The 15,601-nt window shown below is 72.0% G+C and carries 16 protein-coding genes; 3 read left to right on the plus strand and 13 right to left on the minus strand.

Translation table 11 applies throughout. The features are described 5' to 3' along the window. From ACFV6D_RS11735 to ACFV6D_RS11765, 7 genes are all read right to left on the minus strand, one after another. Nucleotides 1-1,035, minus strand: coding sequence for an SMI1/KNR4 family protein (locus tag ACFV6D_RS11735; RefSeq protein ID WP_380559393.1), 1,035 nt, complete (start codon nt 1,033-1,035; stop codon nt 1-3). A gap of 312 nt (nt 1,036-1,347) precedes the next feature. After that, nucleotides 1,348-2,175, minus strand: coding sequence for a lipase family protein (locus ACFV6D_RS11740; RefSeq protein ID WP_063352084.1), 828 nt, complete (start codon nt 2,173-2,175; stop codon nt 1,348-1,350). A 264-nt stretch (nt 2,176-2,439) separates the two neighbouring features. Next, a complete protein-coding gene (locus ACFV6D_RS11745; RefSeq protein ID WP_380559395.1) occupies nt 2,440-3,318 on the minus strand; it encodes an oxidoreductase in 879 nt (292 codons plus the stop codon). A 295-nt stretch (nt 3,319-3,613) separates the two neighbouring features. Beyond that, nucleotides 3,614-3,916, minus strand: a complete 303-nt coding sequence (locus tag ACFV6D_RS11750) for a hypothetical protein (protein ID WP_380334699.1) — start codon at nt 3,914-3,916, stop codon at nt 3,614-3,616. 200 nt (nt 3,917-4,116) lie between these two features. Next, nucleotides 4,117-4,971, minus strand: coding sequence for a PIG-L family deacetylase (locus tag ACFV6D_RS11755; protein ID WP_380559397.1), 855 nt, complete (start codon nt 4,969-4,971; stop codon nt 4,117-4,119). 167 nt (nt 4,972-5,138) lie between these two features. Further along, entirely contained in the window at nt 5,139-5,969 is an 831-nt protein-coding gene (locus ACFV6D_RS11760) for a hypothetical protein (protein WP_380559399.1), read from the minus strand. Between the two features lie 204 nt (nt 5,970-6,173). Then, on the minus strand, nt 6,174-7,280 hold the full coding sequence (locus ACFV6D_RS11765; RefSeq protein WP_380559401.1) for an Lrp/AsnC family transcriptional regulator: 1,107 nt from the start codon (nt 7,278-7,280) through the stop codon (nt 6,174-6,176). 150 nt (nt 7,281-7,430) lie between these two features. Here ACFV6D_RS11765 and ACFV6D_RS11770 point away from each other — a divergent pair, with 150 nt between their 5' ends. Continuing rightward, nucleotides 7,431-8,615 carry a M20 family metallopeptidase gene (locus ACFV6D_RS11770; RefSeq protein WP_380559403.1) on the plus strand — a complete coding sequence of 395 codons (1,185 nt, stop codon included), beginning with the start codon at nt 7,431-7,433 and terminating at the stop codon, nt 8,613-8,615. A gap of 73 nt (nt 8,616-8,688) precedes the next feature. Beyond that, nucleotides 8,689-9,015: a nuclear transport factor 2 family protein gene (locus ACFV6D_RS11775; RefSeq protein WP_350876086.1), complete on the plus strand. Its 327-nt coding sequence runs from the start codon at nt 8,689-8,691 to the stop codon at nt 9,013-9,015. 86 nt (nt 9,016-9,101) lie between these two features. Here ACFV6D_RS11775 and ACFV6D_RS11780 read toward each other — a convergent pair whose 3' ends face one another. Both ACFV6D_RS11780 and ACFV6D_RS11785 read right to left on the minus strand, forming a co-directional pair. Continuing rightward, nucleotides 9,102-9,788 (minus strand): hypothetical protein, encoded by a 687-nt coding sequence (locus ACFV6D_RS11780; RefSeq protein WP_380334677.1) that lies wholly within the window; start codon nt 9,786-9,788, stop codon nt 9,102-9,104. Between the two features lie 185 nt (nt 9,789-9,973). Beyond that, nucleotides 9,974-10,783: a hypothetical protein gene (locus ACFV6D_RS11785; protein ID WP_159398671.1), complete on the minus strand. Its 810-nt coding sequence runs from the start codon at nt 10,781-10,783 to the stop codon at nt 9,974-9,976. A 417-nt stretch (nt 10,784-11,200) separates the two neighbouring features. Here ACFV6D_RS11785 and ACFV6D_RS11790 point away from each other — a divergent pair, with 417 nt between their 5' ends. Continuing rightward, nucleotides 11,201-11,626, plus strand: a complete 426-nt coding sequence (locus ACFV6D_RS11790; RefSeq protein WP_380559405.1) for a hypothetical protein — start codon at nt 11,201-11,203, stop codon at nt 11,624-11,626. A 172-nt stretch (nt 11,627-11,798) separates the two neighbouring features. On the opposite strand, the gene ACFV6D_RS11795 is transcribed toward ACFV6D_RS11790, so the two are convergent. From ACFV6D_RS11795 to ACFV6D_RS11810, 4 genes are all read right to left on the minus strand, one after another. Beyond that, the gene (locus ACFV6D_RS11795; RefSeq protein WP_380559407.1) at nt 11,799-12,989 is read right to left on the minus strand and encodes a cytochrome P450; all 1,191 of its coding nucleotides are present in this window, start codon (nt 12,987-12,989) and stop codon (nt 11,799-11,801) included. Between the two features lie 63 nt (nt 12,990-13,052). Then, the gene (locus ACFV6D_RS11800; protein ID WP_380334669.1) at nt 13,053-14,015 is read right to left on the minus strand and encodes a DUF2332 domain-containing protein; all 963 of its coding nucleotides are present in this window, start codon (nt 14,013-14,015) and stop codon (nt 13,053-13,055) included. Next, nucleotides 14,003-15,013 (minus strand): polyprenyl synthase, encoded by a 1,011-nt coding sequence (locus ACFV6D_RS11805; protein ID WP_380559409.1) that lies wholly within the window; start codon nt 15,011-15,013, stop codon nt 14,003-14,005. Before ACFV6D_RS11805 ends, ACFV6D_RS11800 begins: the two co-directional genes overlap by 13 nt. A gap of 109 nt (nt 15,014-15,122) precedes the next feature. Further along, nucleotides 15,123-15,281 (minus strand): hypothetical protein, encoded by a 159-nt coding sequence (locus ACFV6D_RS11810; protein ID WP_380493524.1) that lies wholly within the window; start codon nt 15,279-15,281, stop codon nt 15,123-15,125. Between the last annotated feature and the right edge of the window lie 320 nt (nt 15,282-15,601).

Below are 15,601 nucleotides of genomic sequence, written 5' to 3' on the forward strand. Positions count from 1 at the left end.
TTACCCGCCCTGCCCGGCCACGGTGGCGAGTCCGTCGAGCAGCGTGGTGACGGCGGCGTCGGTCAACCGGTAGCCGTCGGCAGTCTCGACGATCTGACCCGAGGCAATACGGGAGTTCCACCAGTCTTCGAGGAAGCCGGGGGCGTATCCGCCGGTGCGGAAGCCGTACTGCTCGGACTCGAGGCCGAAGGCGATCATGAGCTCGTAGTCCGGCAGCGCGTAGGAAGGCTCGTCCTGTGGAGGCGTCCTGAGGTACCGCTCGAAGGAGTCGACCTGGTTGAAGCTGCTGAACAGCCAGAACAGGTAGTCGTACATGAGCGTGGAGCGCGCGTCGGCGTGCAGGGCGAAGAACCCCTTGTCGTGCACGAGGGCCTCGGCGAGCGCCCGCATCCGCCGGTCCGCGTCGGGCAGAACGTCCGCGACCTCGCGGAAGGCGCGCAGCAGGACGGGGGAGAAGCTGCCGTCGCGCACCGCGGCCAGGTCGGCGAGCCGGTCCTGCTCCGAGGTGTCGTAGACGGACTCGTCGACCAGGCCCGTGACGAACGCCTCGAAGTTCTCCGCGACCAAGGTGATCGCGAAGTCGGCCTCCTGGCTGACGTGCACCACGGTCGGCTCGCCGTGCCTGCCGCACGCGCGGTAGTCGAGGGCGAGCATGTCGTGGCCGCCCGAGGGCATGGCGGCGAAGTAGACACCGATGTCGGGGTACTCCCACCTGTCGATCCAGAACCGGCTGCCGAACTCGCCGCCGAGCGACTGCGGACGAGTCCGCCCGACGCCCCGGATTCCGGTGATCTCGATGTAGTCGTCGGCCCAGGACGTCGCTTCGGGCATGGGGAAGCAGGTCCGGGCCGGGGTGCCGCCGTTGTGCGCGCTCATCAGCGCGACGTAGGAGTCGGGCAGACGGTATCCGCTGAGCTCCTCCTCCAACGACGCGACCAACTCCGGCGAGGGCGGGGCCTCCTCCACGTACTGCTCCAGCGCGTACGCCGAATCGTCCCAGAACCCGGTGACGTCGAAGCCCTCGAAGTGTCCCACTGCGCCCTCCCGCACCTACTCGTCCGGCGATTGTACGTTCGATGCCCGGCCGACGGCGGCTTCGGAGAAGGGCAGAGTCAGGCGGCACTGACGCATCGCCGTACTGAGCCGTACTGATGGGCGGCGAGGTGGTCGGCCCAACGAGACATCAACCCGGCTCCGGGCGAAGCAGGACACCGTGCAGTCCCCGTGCCGGTCACGGCCGCTTCGCCCACGAAGCCCGGACTCCTCGCCGTCCGCCGCAGCCTCCCGTTGGGCTGTGGAGCGGACGTCGGGTCGGGCCCTGTGGGGTCGGCCCCGGGTGTCCTGCGATCAGGCGGCTGTGGCGAGGTTCTTCTCGAACGCGGCGAGGTAGTTGCGCAGGTGGTGGTCCTTGATGCCGTCGGTCTCGGGGGCGAACATGTCCTGGCGGTAGCCCTTCGCCCGGTCCTTCAGCCCGGCGATGAGCGGCATGGCCTCGTGGAGCTCTCCGTCGGCGTCGAAGTAGCGGAGTGCGTTGACGTGGGTGAAGGCCGGCTCGGGCGGGAGCTGGGGGACGATGTCGTTGTTGTTGACGAAGCGGTAGCAGCGGTCCCTGAAAGCCGTGTTGTGGGCGGCGGCGAGAAGGCGTTCACAGGTGCGGGGCTGGCCGAAGGTGTAGACGCCGTCGGGGAGTTGGCGAGGCTCCTCGAAGTACCAGCAGGCGCCGGCCAGCATGGCGAGGGCGCCGCCGAGGCTGTGGCCGGTGAACCAGACGCTCTGCCCGTTGGTGCGCAGTCCCCGGATGGTGTCGCGGATCTCGGGGTAGACGGACCGCAGGGCCTGGTGGAAGCCGTAGTGGACGAAGCCCTTGTTCGCAGGTCCGGGAACGGGCGGGGTGCTGACGTCGGTGAGCCAGTCGTAGATCTTCAGGACCTCGGTGCCCCGGAAGCCGGTGACGATCATGCGGTCGCTGGCCATGGTGTAGGCCTGGGTGTCCTCGATCGGGAACGGCATCTGGTGCGTCGACTCGAAGTGCCGCACCTCGTCGAAGCCCCAGGCGTGGGCCTTGTTCTCGATGCCGACCCGGTCCAGCACGGCCAGTCCGGCGGCCTGCGCCATCCAGTAGGCGTGGGGGAGGGAATAGCGGGTCGTCGAGTGGTCCAGAGCGGGGATGGCCATCGGTGTCCTCCGGGAAGCGGGCCAGCGGGTCGCCCAGCAACCTAGTGCCGTACGCGAACGGAGGGGAGCCGGAAGCGCTGAAGGCCACCCGTACGGGCGCAACCGCGGCGGAACCCGGATCCCGGCGGGCTGTGCGGGAACCGCCGCAGGACGCGGGATCCGCGGCGTTCGCAACACCGCCCATGGGCTCGACGGCCGTGGTCCCCGATGATCGGCGTGGCGTCGGCGAAGTCGAAGTGGCAGCGCTGCCAGCCGCGTTGAGGACTACCGCGATCTCGCGGAGCCGATGGTGTCGAGTTCGGCGACCGCGTCGGCGGGCAGCACCAGGTCGGCCGCGGCGATGTTCTCGCGCAGGTGGGCGACGGAGGAGGTGCCGGGGATCAGGACGGTGGTTGCCGAGCGCTGCAACAGCCAGGCCAGTGCGACCTGTTGCGGGGAGGCGTCGAGACGGGCGGCGACATCGTTGAGCACCTGGGACTGGAACGGGCTGAAGCCGCCCAAGGGGAAGAAAGAGGCGAAGGCGATGTTCTGGCCCGCGCAGCGGTCCACGAGTGAGTCGTCCTGCCGGTTGGCCAGGTTGTAGAGGTTCTGGACGGTGACGACCGGGGCGATGGCCTGCGCCTCGGTGAGCTGGGCGTCGGAGACGCCGCTGATGCCCAGGTGGCGGATCAGCCCCTGACGGCGCAGGTCGGCCAAGGCGCCGAACTGCTCGGCGATGGGCGCATCGGAGATGTTTTCCACCGAGTCCAGGCGCAGGTTGACGACGTCCAGGGCCTCCAGGCCGAGGTGCCGGAGGTTGTCGTGGACCTGGGCCTTGAGGTCCGCGGGCTCCTGCGAGGGGATCCAGTCGCCGGTCTCGTTGCGGCGGGCGCCGACCTTGGTGACGATGTGCAGTCCGGCCGGGTAGGGGTGCAGGGCTTCCTTGATGAGTTCGTTGACGACGAACGGTCCGTAGTAGTCGCTGGTGTCGATGTGGGTGATGCCCAGCTCGACGGCTTCGCGCAGGACCGCCAAGGCCTGGTCGCGGTCCCTGGGGGGACCGAAGACGCCGGGGCCGGCCAACTGCATGGCGCCGTAGCCCATCCGGCTGAGGGTGAGGTCGGGGGCCAGGGTGAGGGTGCCGCCGGGAGCTCTGCTGGTCATGTCGTGCCTTTCGCCAGTTTCGCCGAGGCCGGGGCCGACGAATCGGATGCTCGTGGACGGCCCGGCATGATTCCCAACTCTGGCGGAGCGGGGGTGGGCGGGGCAGTACCCCGGCGTTCCTGGGCGTGGCAGGGACACCCCGGCTGATCGGCATCCTCGCCGAGTGCAGCCCCGCAGGGGTGGACACGCCATGCCTGGCCTACTACAGCCCGCTGATGCTCGGCGCCATCGACTTCGACAACCTTCAGAGATCACGGTGCCGGCGCCGGCACCGCTTCGCTGGCTGGGGCGATGGCTATCCGACGTGGTCCTGTCCGATCGCGCGGAGGACGTCGGCGAGCCAGACCAGGTGGTAGCCCACGATCCGGTCCGGGTCGGTGAGTAGGTGCTCAAGGTGGTGCCAGGACTCGGAGAGCTGCCCTATGGTGATCGTCTTCGGTTCGTTGGGGACGTCGTAGAGTTCGTCGCCGGGGACGGACCAGAAGTAGTCACGTTCGACGGCCACTGTGCTGCCGGCTGAGGCTTCGATGTGGTGCAGTGCCAGCTCGAAGGCGCGTCGGAGCTGATCGAGCGGGATCTGTAGAGGTTCGCTGTCCATGCGCTCATCTTTGTCGATCAGGGGCCGTGTCGGGTCCGGACCCATGGCGTCCGACCCTTGAGCGCCGTCGACGGAAGCTGCGGCCATCGGCCCCGAGGCTCATTCCTCGCCAACTGCCCCCAAGCGGGAGCGATGCAGGCCACGCCCGGAAGGGCGTGGCCTGCATCGTTCAGTCCGAGGCCCCGGGCCTGCTCTGGGGCTCAGCGCAGGCCGGTGAACAGGTCCTTCTCGGGCAGCGCCGCGCCGGTGGTGTCGAGGACCCGGACGAACGTCTCCACGCCCATCAGTTCGGTGAACCGCTCGCGGCCCATCTTCAGGAAGAAGATGTTCTCGCCCTGGCTGGCGTGCGCGAGCAGCGCGTCGTACTTCTGCCCGCCGAAGGCGGTGGCGTCCACCCAGGTGGTGATCTCCTCGTCGGGCAGCCCGATCGGGGGCAGCTCCACGGCCTCCCCGGTGGGCTCCGGGTTGTCCCCGTCAGCCCCGTCGCCCCCGTCGGCGCCGAACTCGCGCATGAGCTCGCCGAAGCGCTGCATCATCGAGTGCGGCGCGGTGGTCCAGTACACCTTGGGCGTCAGGGCGGCCTGGGTGAGGGCGGCCATGGTGATGCGGTTGGCCTGGATGTGGTCGGGGTGGCCGTAGAAGCCGTTCTCGTCGTAGGTCACGACGACGTCGGGCCGGTAGCGGAGCATCAGGTCGGCGAGCCGGGCGGCGCCGTCGGCGACGGGGGTGCTCCAGAACGATCCAGGAGCGTCGTTGGCGGGCCAGCCCATCATCCCGGAGTCGCCGTAGCCGAGCAGTTCGAGGTGGTCGACCCCGAGGATCCGGCAGCTGGCTTCGAGTTCCTGGCGGCGCAGTTCGGCGATGGCGGCGGGGTCGTGGCCCTCCTCGCCCGGCTTGGTGCCGCCGGGGCCGTCGCCGCAGGCGCCGTCGGTACAGGTGACGAGGACGGTGCGGATGCCCTCGGCGGCGTAGCGGGCGAGGACGCCGCCGGTCGAGGTGGCCTCGTCGTCGGGGTGGGCGTGGACTGCCATCAGCGTCAGGGGCCGGTCGGCCATGGGTGTCGTCCTCCGGTCGGTCGGTCGGGTGTTCGGCTCCCAGTCTGCGCCAGCGCCTCGGGCGGCTCGGGCCCGGGGGTGGTCGAGGCCGCCGGGCATCCCGGTGGGGGGCGGTGTGCTCGGCCTCCCGGCCGCCACGCGGGGCTTCCGGGCGTGGCCGCCGGCGGTCAGCCCCCGGCGCAGCCGCCGTTGCGGCAGTCGCGCCAGGGGCCCCAGGCACCGCCCGGGGCCTGCTCGGAGATCTCGGCGGACAATGAGGGGCCGTTCCACATGTGCGCGAGCACCGTCAGCCTCCCGTCGGCCGCCTCGGTGACGGAGGAGGGGGTGGCCACCGCCTCCGACAGCGGACCGGTGCCCAGGTTGGTCCAGGAGCCCCAGACGCCGGGGGTGCTCTGCTCGTTGACGTACAACTGCGGGCTGGCCGAGCCCTGGTAGACCTCGAAGAAGGCCAGCGCGCCGTCCGCCCGCTGGAAGGCCACCGGCACCCCGAAGAACCTCGGCACCAGCCCCCCGGCGGGGCCGAAGGGCTCGGGCGCCGACCACGGCCCGTCCGGGCCCGCCTGGTGCATCCGTACCAGGACCGACGACTGGTATCCGATGGTGAACACCTCCAGGGCGCCGTCGGCGTCCGCGGCGGCGGTGAGCACCTGGTTCCGGTAGCTGAGGCTCATGCCGTTGACCTGGCTCCAGGCGCCGAACGGGCCACCGGAGGACGACTGCGTCTGGTACCAGATGGTCCCGCCGGTGCCGTCGGCGGTCGAGAAGACCGCGAACCGCGCCTGGGTGCCGTCGGGACGGGTGACCGTGGTGGACTGCCCCTCGGTGCCCGGGGGCGTGGTGGTGTCCCGGGGCCGGTCCGCCGTCGACGACACGGTCGCCGGTGCCTGTACGGAGGTCGGGGCCTGGGCCTGGGCGGATGGCGCGAGGAGGCCGACTGCGCCGATGAGTGCGGCGCAGACGGTCGCCGCCGCCGTGCATCGCCGTGCGCTCTTGGGCATGGCTGGTCCCTGCCTTCCGATCGGTCTGCGGGGCCCGGCCGGGCAGTGGCGCGGGCCGTCGGCCATCCTGCCCACCAGGGCGGCCGGTACGGGCGCCTACGCCCGGAAATGGCCGGAACACACGGGCGGGCCGCCGGGCCTGCGCGAGGCGGCCCGCAGCTCCTGGTGACGGCGCGCTGCAGCAGGGACCGACCTGAACGGCCGTCAGGAGAGCGGGATCGGATCCCGCCAGATGTCCAGCGGAACGGCGCGGACCGCGCGTCCGTCCCCGTCGAGGATTCGGCCCATCCGCTTCACGGTGCGCAGCGACACGCGGCGCTCGGCCACCCGCAGGTCGGGGAACCTGCGGGCGAGAGCGGTTTCCAGCCGCTGGACGTCGGCGAGGGAGCGCTGCCAGACGGAGAGCAGGAGGTTGTGCGGGCCGGTGACGGACACGCACAGCCGGACCTCGGGGAGTCTGGCGAGCTGGGGGCCGACCTCGTCGAGCCGCTCCGGGGGGAGGTCGGCCCGGAAGGTCGCCAGGACCGGCCGGCCGGCGTCGCGGGCGGCGATCTCGCAGCGGAAGCGGATCGCGTCGGAGGCGGCCAGCCGGTCGAGGCGCCGGCGCAGCGTGGACGGGCTGAGCCCGGTGGCGGCGGCCAGCTCGGCTTGGCCGAGGCGGCCGTCGACACCCAGTCTGATGAGCAACTCCCGGTCTTCTTCCCGGACTTCGGCTCGTACGCCGGACGGCGTCCCGTAGCCCGCCAGGTGATCGTCGTGCAGTTCCACGCGCTGGGCCTGGTCCAGCGAGTCCAGTCGCCAGCGGATCCCCTCGGCGTAGAAGCCGGTCGCCAGGTGGACGCGGACGGCGTTGACCCCGGGGAGTGGGCCGAGCCGTTCGGCGGTGTACCGGGAGACCGTCGCCAGGTCGGTGAAGGCCACGGTGACGACGAGGTCGCAGCCCTGGGCGACGTGTTCGATGCTCATCACGTGCGGGTCCTCGGCCAGTTCGTCGGCGATCTGCCGGAGCCGGCCGGGAGCGCAGTCGAGGTCGAGGTAGGCGACGCACCCGCGGTCCTCGGGGTGTGGCAGACCGTAGGCGGTCACCCAGGCGATCCCGGCCTGCGAGAGTCGGCGCCAGCGGCGGGCGGCGGTGACCGGGCTGATCCCGAGGGTCTGGCCGAGCAGCGACCAGGGTGCGCGGGGCCGCAGCTGCAGCGCGTTCACCAGGGCGAGGTCCAGCTCGTCCACCGTCACCTCGGCGCCGGTCGTCGCGGTGCTGGTCACCTCGGTGCCGGTCGTCGCGGTGTCGGGCATCTCGGAGCCGGTCACCGTCGGCTGCCGGTGGATTCGTTCATCGAAGGGCCTCCTGGTGGCGTGATCCTGCGAAATCGCGGGCAAATCCCGCCGCGAGATCCAGAATCACGGAACAAGATCGCTCTGCACAAGTTCCCGCCACGCGCGGGATCGACGGAGGTGCCCGTGTCCCTGCACGACGACGCTCTCGCTCTGGCCCCGGACCTGGTCCGGCTGCGCCACGACCTGCACCGGTTCCCCGAGTTGGGCCTGGCCCTGCCGCGCACCCAGGAGCGGGTGCTGCGGGCCCTGGACGGCCTGCCGCTGGAGGTGAGCCAGGGCTCGGCGCTGAGTTCGGTCACCGCGGTGCTGCGCGGCGGCCGACCGGGGCCGGCGGTGCTGCTGCGCGGCGACATGGACGGCCTGCCGGTCGCCGAGAAGGCCCCGCTGCCGTTCGCCGCCGACAACGGCGCCATGCACGCCTGCGGACACGATCTGCACACCACCATGCTCGCGGGTGCCGCACACCTGCTGGCCGCACGGCGGGAACAGCTCCACGGCGACGTGGTCTTCATGTTCCAGCCGGGCGAGGAGGGGTGGGACGGGGCCGGGGCCATGCTGGCCGAGGGCGTGCTCGACGCGGCAGGCAGGCGCCCGGTCGCCGCCTACGCCCTGCACGTGTCGTCGGCCATGCGGCACGGGGAGTTCGGCTCCCGGCGCGGGCCGATCATGGCCGCTTCCGCTGCGCTGAACGTCACCGTCCACGGTGCGGGCGGCCACGGTTCGGTGCCGCACCGGGCCAAGGACCCCATCCCGGCGGCCTGCGAGATGGTCACCGCCCTGCAGACCATGGTGACCCGCCGCTTCGACGTGTTCGATCCGGTGGTGGTCACCGTCGGGCTGATCCAGGCCGGCACCCAGCGCAACATCATCCCCGAGACCGCCTACTTCGAGGCGACCGTGCGCACCTTCTCCGCCGAGGCGCAGTCCAAGGTCGCCGACACCACGGTCGAGCTGGTCAGGGCCATCGCGGCCGCCCACGGCCTGCGGGCCGAGGTCGAGTACCTTCCCCAGTACCCGGTGACCGTGACCGACGGGGCCGAGACCGACTTCCTGGCGGACACCGTCCGGGAGGTCTTCGGCGAGGAGCGCTTCCAGTCGATGCCGAACCCGATGACCGGGTCGGAGGACTTCTCCCGGGTCCTGGACGCCGTGCCGGGATCGCTCGTGTGGCTCGGCGCCGCCCCGAAGGGGACCGACCCCGACGACCTGCCGGTCAACCACTCGCCCTACGCGGAGTTCGACGACGCGGTGCTCCCCGACGGGGCCGCGCTCTACGCCGAACTCGCCACCCGCCGCCTCGCTGCCTGAGCCCGGCCGAACCCGTAGCACGCAACCCTGCTGAACCCGCAACCCGTACACCGAGGAAGAAACGATCAACCACATGACCGAACCGCGCGACGTGGTCGAGCAGCAGCTCGCCGCCTACAACAGCCACGACATCGACGCCTTCGTCGCCACCTATGCCGAGGACATCACGATCCACCGGGCCGACGGCAGCCGGCTGCAGGGCCGGCAGGCTCTGCGCGACAGGTACGCCGGGCAGTTCGCCAAGGGCCGCTGCCGGGCGGAGATCGTGGGGCGGCTCAGCGAAGGCGACTGGGTGGTCGACCACGAAGTCGCCCACGGCCTGGCCGACGAGCCGGTTCGCGTCCTGGTGGCCTACCGGGTGCGCGAAGGCCTCATAGACCGCGTCGACTTTCTGAGCTGAACCAGCGCAACAGCGCAGGCCCGTACGGCGGCCGTCGTCGTCGTCGCCGTCGTACGGCCGGCCCGCGCCCCTCCGGTGAACGGCCGTCAGAGGCCGGGGACGGCGTCCTTCGCGACGGTGTGCCAGTTGGTGACGATCGGCTTGTCGACCGGCGTGGTGCCGACGGCGATGCTGGCCGGGTTGGGGTCGGCGTTGCCGATGCCCACGATGACGTCGGTGAACTGGATTGCCTGGTTGGTGTTGGTGGTCTTCGTCATGATGCCCGCGTACGCGACCTTGGCGCCGCTCAGGGTGATCGGTTCGCCGGTGGACTGTTCGGCGTTGGCGGCCTCGATGCCGCGCGAGCCGAACGCGATGGTGGGGTGGGTCGCGGGGAGCGTGCAGGTGATGCCCGGCTTGGCTTTGGCCGTGATCAGGAGGTAGCCGCCGGCCTGGGATTCGGACTTCGCGCTGAGGGCGAGGTCGTTGGCGCCGCAGGCCTGGCCGTAGCCGGTCTTGTCGGCGGCGGGGGCGGAGGGCGCGTCGGGCGACTTCGGCGTGGCGGACGACTTCGGTGTGGAGGGCGTCGTGGGCGCGGCGGCGGCCTTCGTCGGCGAGGCCCCGGCGGGTGCGGCCCCGGTGGGTGCGGTCGCGGCCCCGTTGGTCGCGGCGGCGGTGGCCGCGGGGCTGGCGGCGGTGGAGGCCGTGTCGCTGTTGTCCGGCCCGCAGGCCGTCGCGGTGGCGGCGAGCGCCGCGACGGCGGCGGCGGTGAGGGCGAGGCGGCGCGTGCGCATGAGGTCTCCCGATGTCGTTCGACCGGTGAGGTTCACCGGGTGTGATCACCGTAGGCGAGGGTCGTTCACAGGCAGGTGCGGGAAGTATCCCGATCCTGTCCCAGAAACCGATGGGCCTTGTCCGCCGGACAGTTGACGAGGTGTGCCCGGCCGAGGCCGGAGAGCGCTGCGTGCGGGCCGCAGCCTCAGACGCCGTCCTTGTGTCCGTTCGCGACGAGCAGTTGCTCCATGCTCTTGTGGGCGGGGGCGGCCTCGGTGTTGCTGTCGTCGTGGAACATCCTGAGGTACTGGACGAGGGCGCTCACGCACGTGTCCCGCCCGTCGTACTCCGCGTTGTCGACGAGTCGGCAGTCCTTCGAGATCTCCCTCATCTGCCCGCCGGGAGCGGTGTATACGGGGTGCCAGATCAGTTTCACGTCCGGGTTCAGCCGCTGGACCAGCCGTAGTTCCGGGACTTCCAGCCTGATCAGGATGCTCTCCGGAGCGTAGGCCCGGACGAAGATGTGCACGGGGCCGGTCGCGCGGGACACGAAGGCCTTGGACAGGACGCTCCACATCGGCCCCGTCAGCTTCCAGTCCGGGTGCAGCTCCAGGACGTTGAGCACGCCGCCGATCCGGGTCCGCCCCAGGGGCGTGTGGCCTTTCCGGTACGCGTAGTCGCTGGTCTCGATGCCGCCCGCCCACAGGGCCATGGTGGGCGTCTCGATCTCCAGGTGCTCGGCGATGAGCTTGACGAACTCCTGGTACCAGGTGTTCGACGCGCGGAGCTCGCGCTGCTCCTGGCGGTCCTTCGTCTTCGCCACGGCCTCGTCGTTCAGCGCGCCCTGCGAGTCGACCCCGCCGAGCAGCAGCTGCCAGGCGGCGTCGGCCTGGGGCTGCGGAATGCCCGCGGCCTTCGTCAGCTCCTGGTACGGCCCCCACTCGGGGTGCTCGGTGGGCCTCGTGGCGTAGTGCTCGTTCAGGCCGCCCTTCTGACGCTGCACCTGGCGTGTCACCGCGGCGTTCCCCACCTGCCGCTGAAGCGCGGCCAGGCCCGTGAGGCGTGCCCCGTGCCCGGCGGCGGCTGGCGCCGCCGTCTGCCGCTCCGCGGCTCTCCGTGTCTCGCGCACGCCCTCCCCGCCCTTCCGGCCGCCCCCGCCCGCCGAGTCTACGGGCGGCGGGAGCGACCGGACGAGGGACGAAAGGGCAGACCCGGGGCCACGGTCAGCCCCTCCGTGGTACCGGACCGGCAGCCGCCCACTTCCGGGGCGACCCGCCCGACGATCCCGCAGCCCATCGTCGCGTCCCGACGACGCCGGGCCGCGTCGAAACCCGGCCGGGGCGGCGGTCGGCCCCGATAATCGGTGGGGCACATCCGGGCGCCTGAGCAAGGCGCGGTCCCCATGTGGGGGAGTTCCAGAGGAGGTTGGTTCATGAGCAGGACGAAGAGGACCGGGACGAAGGCGTGGGGCGGCCGGGCCGCCGTGATCGGTGCGCTGGGTCTGGCCTCGGTGGCCCTGGCCGCCGGGCCTGCGTTCGCCAAGGGCGAGGTGGAGGTCACGGCTCCGCACACGGCGCGGGTCGGCACGACCTTCACGGTCACGGGGCACGGGGACGACGACGGTGCCGCCTACGTGCAGGTGTGCCTGGAGGGCCGCAGCAGCGGGTCGACGTGGGAGCGGATGACCTGCGGCGCCGTGGTCGAGACGGGCACCGAGGCGGAGGTCGTCGCGCAGGTCAAGGCCGCACACAGCGGCGTCCTGGAGTACCGCGCGGCGCTGTTCGGCCTGACCGGGCCGGACGACCGCCACCCCGTTCGCGAACGGACCTCCGCGCCGGTGACGGTGGAGGTCCGCTGAGACCGGCGGCGCGGCCGCTGACGGTCGGCGGCCGGGCGACACCTGGGCCGCACCTGGGCCAAGACCGCCCAACTGCCCTGCCCCGGCGCGGAAGCGGCCGAGGCGAAGTGCGGCCGCCGCATGGGGAATCGGTCTGGACACAGGCGAACAGCACGGGTTGGCGGGCGGCCGGTCAGTTCCGGAAGGACACGGGGAGGTTGGCGTAGCCCCGGAAGGTGAGGCGGTCGCGACGCACTGCCGTGCCGGCGCGCCGTATGACGGGCAGGCGCTCCAGCAGCAGCGGGAGTGCCAGTCGCGCCTCCGTACGGGCCAGCGCGGAGCCGAGGCAGTAGTGTGCGCCGGCGCCGAAGGAGAGCGACGGCGGGGAGTCCCGGAACGGGTCCAACCGGTCCGGGGCGGCGAAGTGCGCCGGATCGTGGTTTCCCGCCCCGAGGAGCAGCAGGATGTGGCTGCCCTTCTCGATGCTGCCGATGCCGTCGATCTCGATCGGCTCGGGTGCCCACCGGCTGGTGAGTTGCAGGGGCGCGTCGAAGCGTGACACCTCTTCGACGTACCGGTCGGTCAGGCCCGGGTCCGTCCGCAGCCGCGCGGCGAGGTCGGGGTGGTCCAGGAGGGCTCCCAGGCCGTTGCCGAGGAGGTTGGCGGAGGTCTCGAATCCCGCCAGCAGCAGGAACACCAGGTTCACGACGAGTTCGCGGGTGGACAGTTCGCTGCCGTCGCGGTCGTGCGCCAGTACCAGTGCGGTGATCAGGTCCTCGCCGGGTTCGGTACGCCGGAGCCGGGTCAGCTCGGTGACGTACGCTTCCAGTTCGAGGGCGGCGCGGTCGGCCGCGGTGGCGGGGCCGGCGGGACGGAACGGTTCCAGGACGGCGGTCGTCTCCTGGGCGCGTTCGCGCAACCACTGGTGCTCGCCGGCCGGGACACCGAGCAGTGTGCCGATGATCCGGATCGTCAGCGGGTAGGCGAACTCGGCCATGAGGTCCACGGTCTCGCCGTCGCGGCCGATCCGGGCCAGGTGGTCGGCGAGGGTGGTCGCCCGTGCGGTGACGACCTCCTTCAGCCGGTCGGTGCCGCGGGGTGAGAAGGCGTCTGCGGCGAGCCGCCGGACGCGGGCGTGGTCGGGCCCGTTGGCCTTCATCATGGAGTCCGCGATCAGGCGTGCGGCGGCACCGTCCGGCCAGCCCCGGACTTCCAGTCGCGGGTCCCGCAGCAGTGCGTTGACGGCGTCGTACCCGGTCGCCGCGTAGAACCCCGGTCGCAGGCGTACCACCGGTCCGTGGGACCGGAGGGCGGCGTACGCGGGATAGGGGTTCTGGCGGCCGGTGGGTGACGCCAGGTACTGGAATGCCTCGCCGGGCAGCATGCCGGGATTCCTCACGTAGGGATCGGGTTTCTGGGTCGAGCGAGTGCCGTGAACGCCCTGGGCTCAGGAGTACTGGATCAGCTGGAGCCGTGGCGGCATCGTCCAGTCGTGGGGTTCGAAGGCGATGCGGGTGAGCGGCGCGGTGGCGGCGGCATCGGTCATGATCCCTTCCAGGGCGTCCTGTTGGCCTGGTTCGAGGAACCCCCAGAACAGGCTGTGCCAGACCACCGTGCGCACCGACGGATCGGCCGGCGTCGCCAGCTCGCGCCGCAGCCACCCGACTGCATCCGCCTGGTCCACCCGGACCGGGGTGCGGGCGGCGAGGTCGAGCGCGTCGTCGAGGGCGGCTCGCAGGAACGTGTGCTCGAAGGGCAGGTAGCTCCGTACGGTCTGCACGTCGGCCGGATCGGCGGGGTCGCGGGGACGCAGGTCGCAGCCCGCGCGCGCCACGATCCGGATGTTTCCGGGGTTCGGACCGTGGGCGGGCAGCCGGACCGGTGAGGCGGGGTCGCCCCACTCCCAGCCGGGCCCGAACCACCGGTAGCGGTCGATCAGCAGGTTGAGTCCGGCGCAGGCGCCGAGTTCGAGCAGTCGGATCCGCGGGGCCCGCACCAGTGCGAGCCCGTGCAGCAGTGTCGCGGCCCGGACGGGCTCGTGCTGCTGCACCGGGTTGTCCAGCGCGGTGGCGATCTCGGCGGGGTGGTCGGCGATCGCCGTGACGAAGAGGTCCCACGACCGGTCGGTGCCGCGCGGTTCGAGTCCGTCCGCCGCACTCGACTCGGCCAGGTGTGAGGTCAGTCGGGGAAGCCGCCCGGCGGTCAGCAGGCCCTGGACCCCGGCCATGGCGCGGATGGTGAACAGGGGCGTGCCGGCCTGTGGGTGCCGTCCGATCAGGCGGGTAACCGGCCCGCCGTGCTCGACGTCGTCGGCGAGCCTGGCGAGCAGCCCCGATGCGAAGGGAGCGGCCCCGGCGGACCGTGCGGCCATCGACCGCAGCAGCTCCGGTCGGTCGATCAACTCGCGCACGGGGAGACTCCGTTCGGCACTGCTCGGGCGGAGGTGTGGACCAGGCCGTGCAGCAGCTCCCGGTACGGGCCGTCCGGAGCGAGTCGGTCGAGCACCGCGCAGCAGTGCTGCCGCAGCGACTCGACCCGGCGTTCGTAGCCGTCGAGGACGGACGGATCCTGCAGCGCGGCCCGCAGCTCCCCGCGGGCGCCCGGGTCGGTGCCGGCCCGGGCACGCAGGTCCAGCAGGTGCTCCCGGTGCGCGGGGGCGGCGACTGCGAGTGCGTGGGCCAGCAGGAGGGTGCGAGTGCCGTTGGCCAGATCCTCGAACTCCTGCGCCGCGCTGGGAGCTCCGTCGTTGCCGAGCTGTCGCAGGACGCCGAAGAGTTCGCCGAAGGTCCGCCAGGAGCGCAGCGTTTCGGGCCGGTCCGTGGCGAGCCTGGCGGCCATCACCGCGTCGCGGCCGTAGGCGGCGCCGCTCTTGCCCCGGTAGCAGGCCATGACGGACCGCCACGTCACGGGGTCGTCCGCCGGCTCGGCGATGTCGGCCAACTGGCCCTCCAGCGCGTCCAGTGCGGTGCGGACCAGTTCTTGCTCCCAGGAGAGGCGGATGTCCGGGGCTGCCGAGTACCGGTCGGCCACCCGGTGGGGCAGTGTGCTCCCGCAGGCCACGGCTGCCAGGGTGGTGCGGGCCAGTTCGGACCTGCCCCGGGGTGCGGCCGGGCCCTGGCCGTCGGCGAGGTCGTCGAGGGCTTCGGCCCCCGCCCACCACAGCCGGGAGACCGCACACACCGCGGCCGCCGGCCGGGGCTCGCCGGTGATCGTCCCGAGGACGGCCATGCCCAGGAGGCGGAAGGGGCTTCGGCCGCCGCCGTCCGCCGCCAGCAGGCCGGTGACCGCGTCCGCCAGGCTCGGGTGGTCACGGCGCAGGTCCTCCAGCACCATGGCGATCTCCGTGCCCACGGCCGCGAACCAGTCGGGGGGAACCGTCAGTGGATCGGCGGTCTCGGTGGGATTCATCGGTGTGTCCTTGTGGTCGGGCCCGCCGGCACTCCGGAGGCCGTTGCGGCGCGGGGGAGGACCCGCACTCGCCCGAGGGGGCGCCGGGCGAGTGCGGGCAGGGCACCGATCAGCAGTAGGTGTAGAACCCGCCACCCATCACGGCGGCGATCCGCTGGTCCGCGCAGGACGACGGCGTGCTCGGCTCCGCGGGATGCTCACCCTCCAGCAGGCGCTCCGCCGCCTCGATGACGGCGAGGGTGTCTTCGTCAAGTATGTTCTGCGACAACGCAGTTCTCCTCTTCAGGTAGTGGGCCGCTGGCCTGCCGCTTGCTGCGGGTTGCACCAGGGTCCGGGACTGGCTGTGACGCTACGGAGGCGGGAGCCGGAGCGGTTGTACGTCAGTGCACGGGAAATGTCCCAGGAGAGAAGAGGAGTTGACGATCTGTCAGTATCGGTGCTTCGCTGATGCACCCCGGATCGATGCCCTCGCGGCGACGTTCTCGTGCTCCCGTGCCGGGGCGGCGCCCCGCCGCCTGCGGCGCCGGCGGATGTGGAGGCCGCGGCGCGCCCGCGGGCGGCGGGCGGCCCCCCGCGCGCGGCGGCGCC

The organism is Kitasatospora sp. NPDC059812 (assembly GCF_042732075.1).
Lineage (GTDB): Bacteria > Actinomycetota > Actinomycetes > Streptomycetales > Streptomycetaceae > Kitasatospora.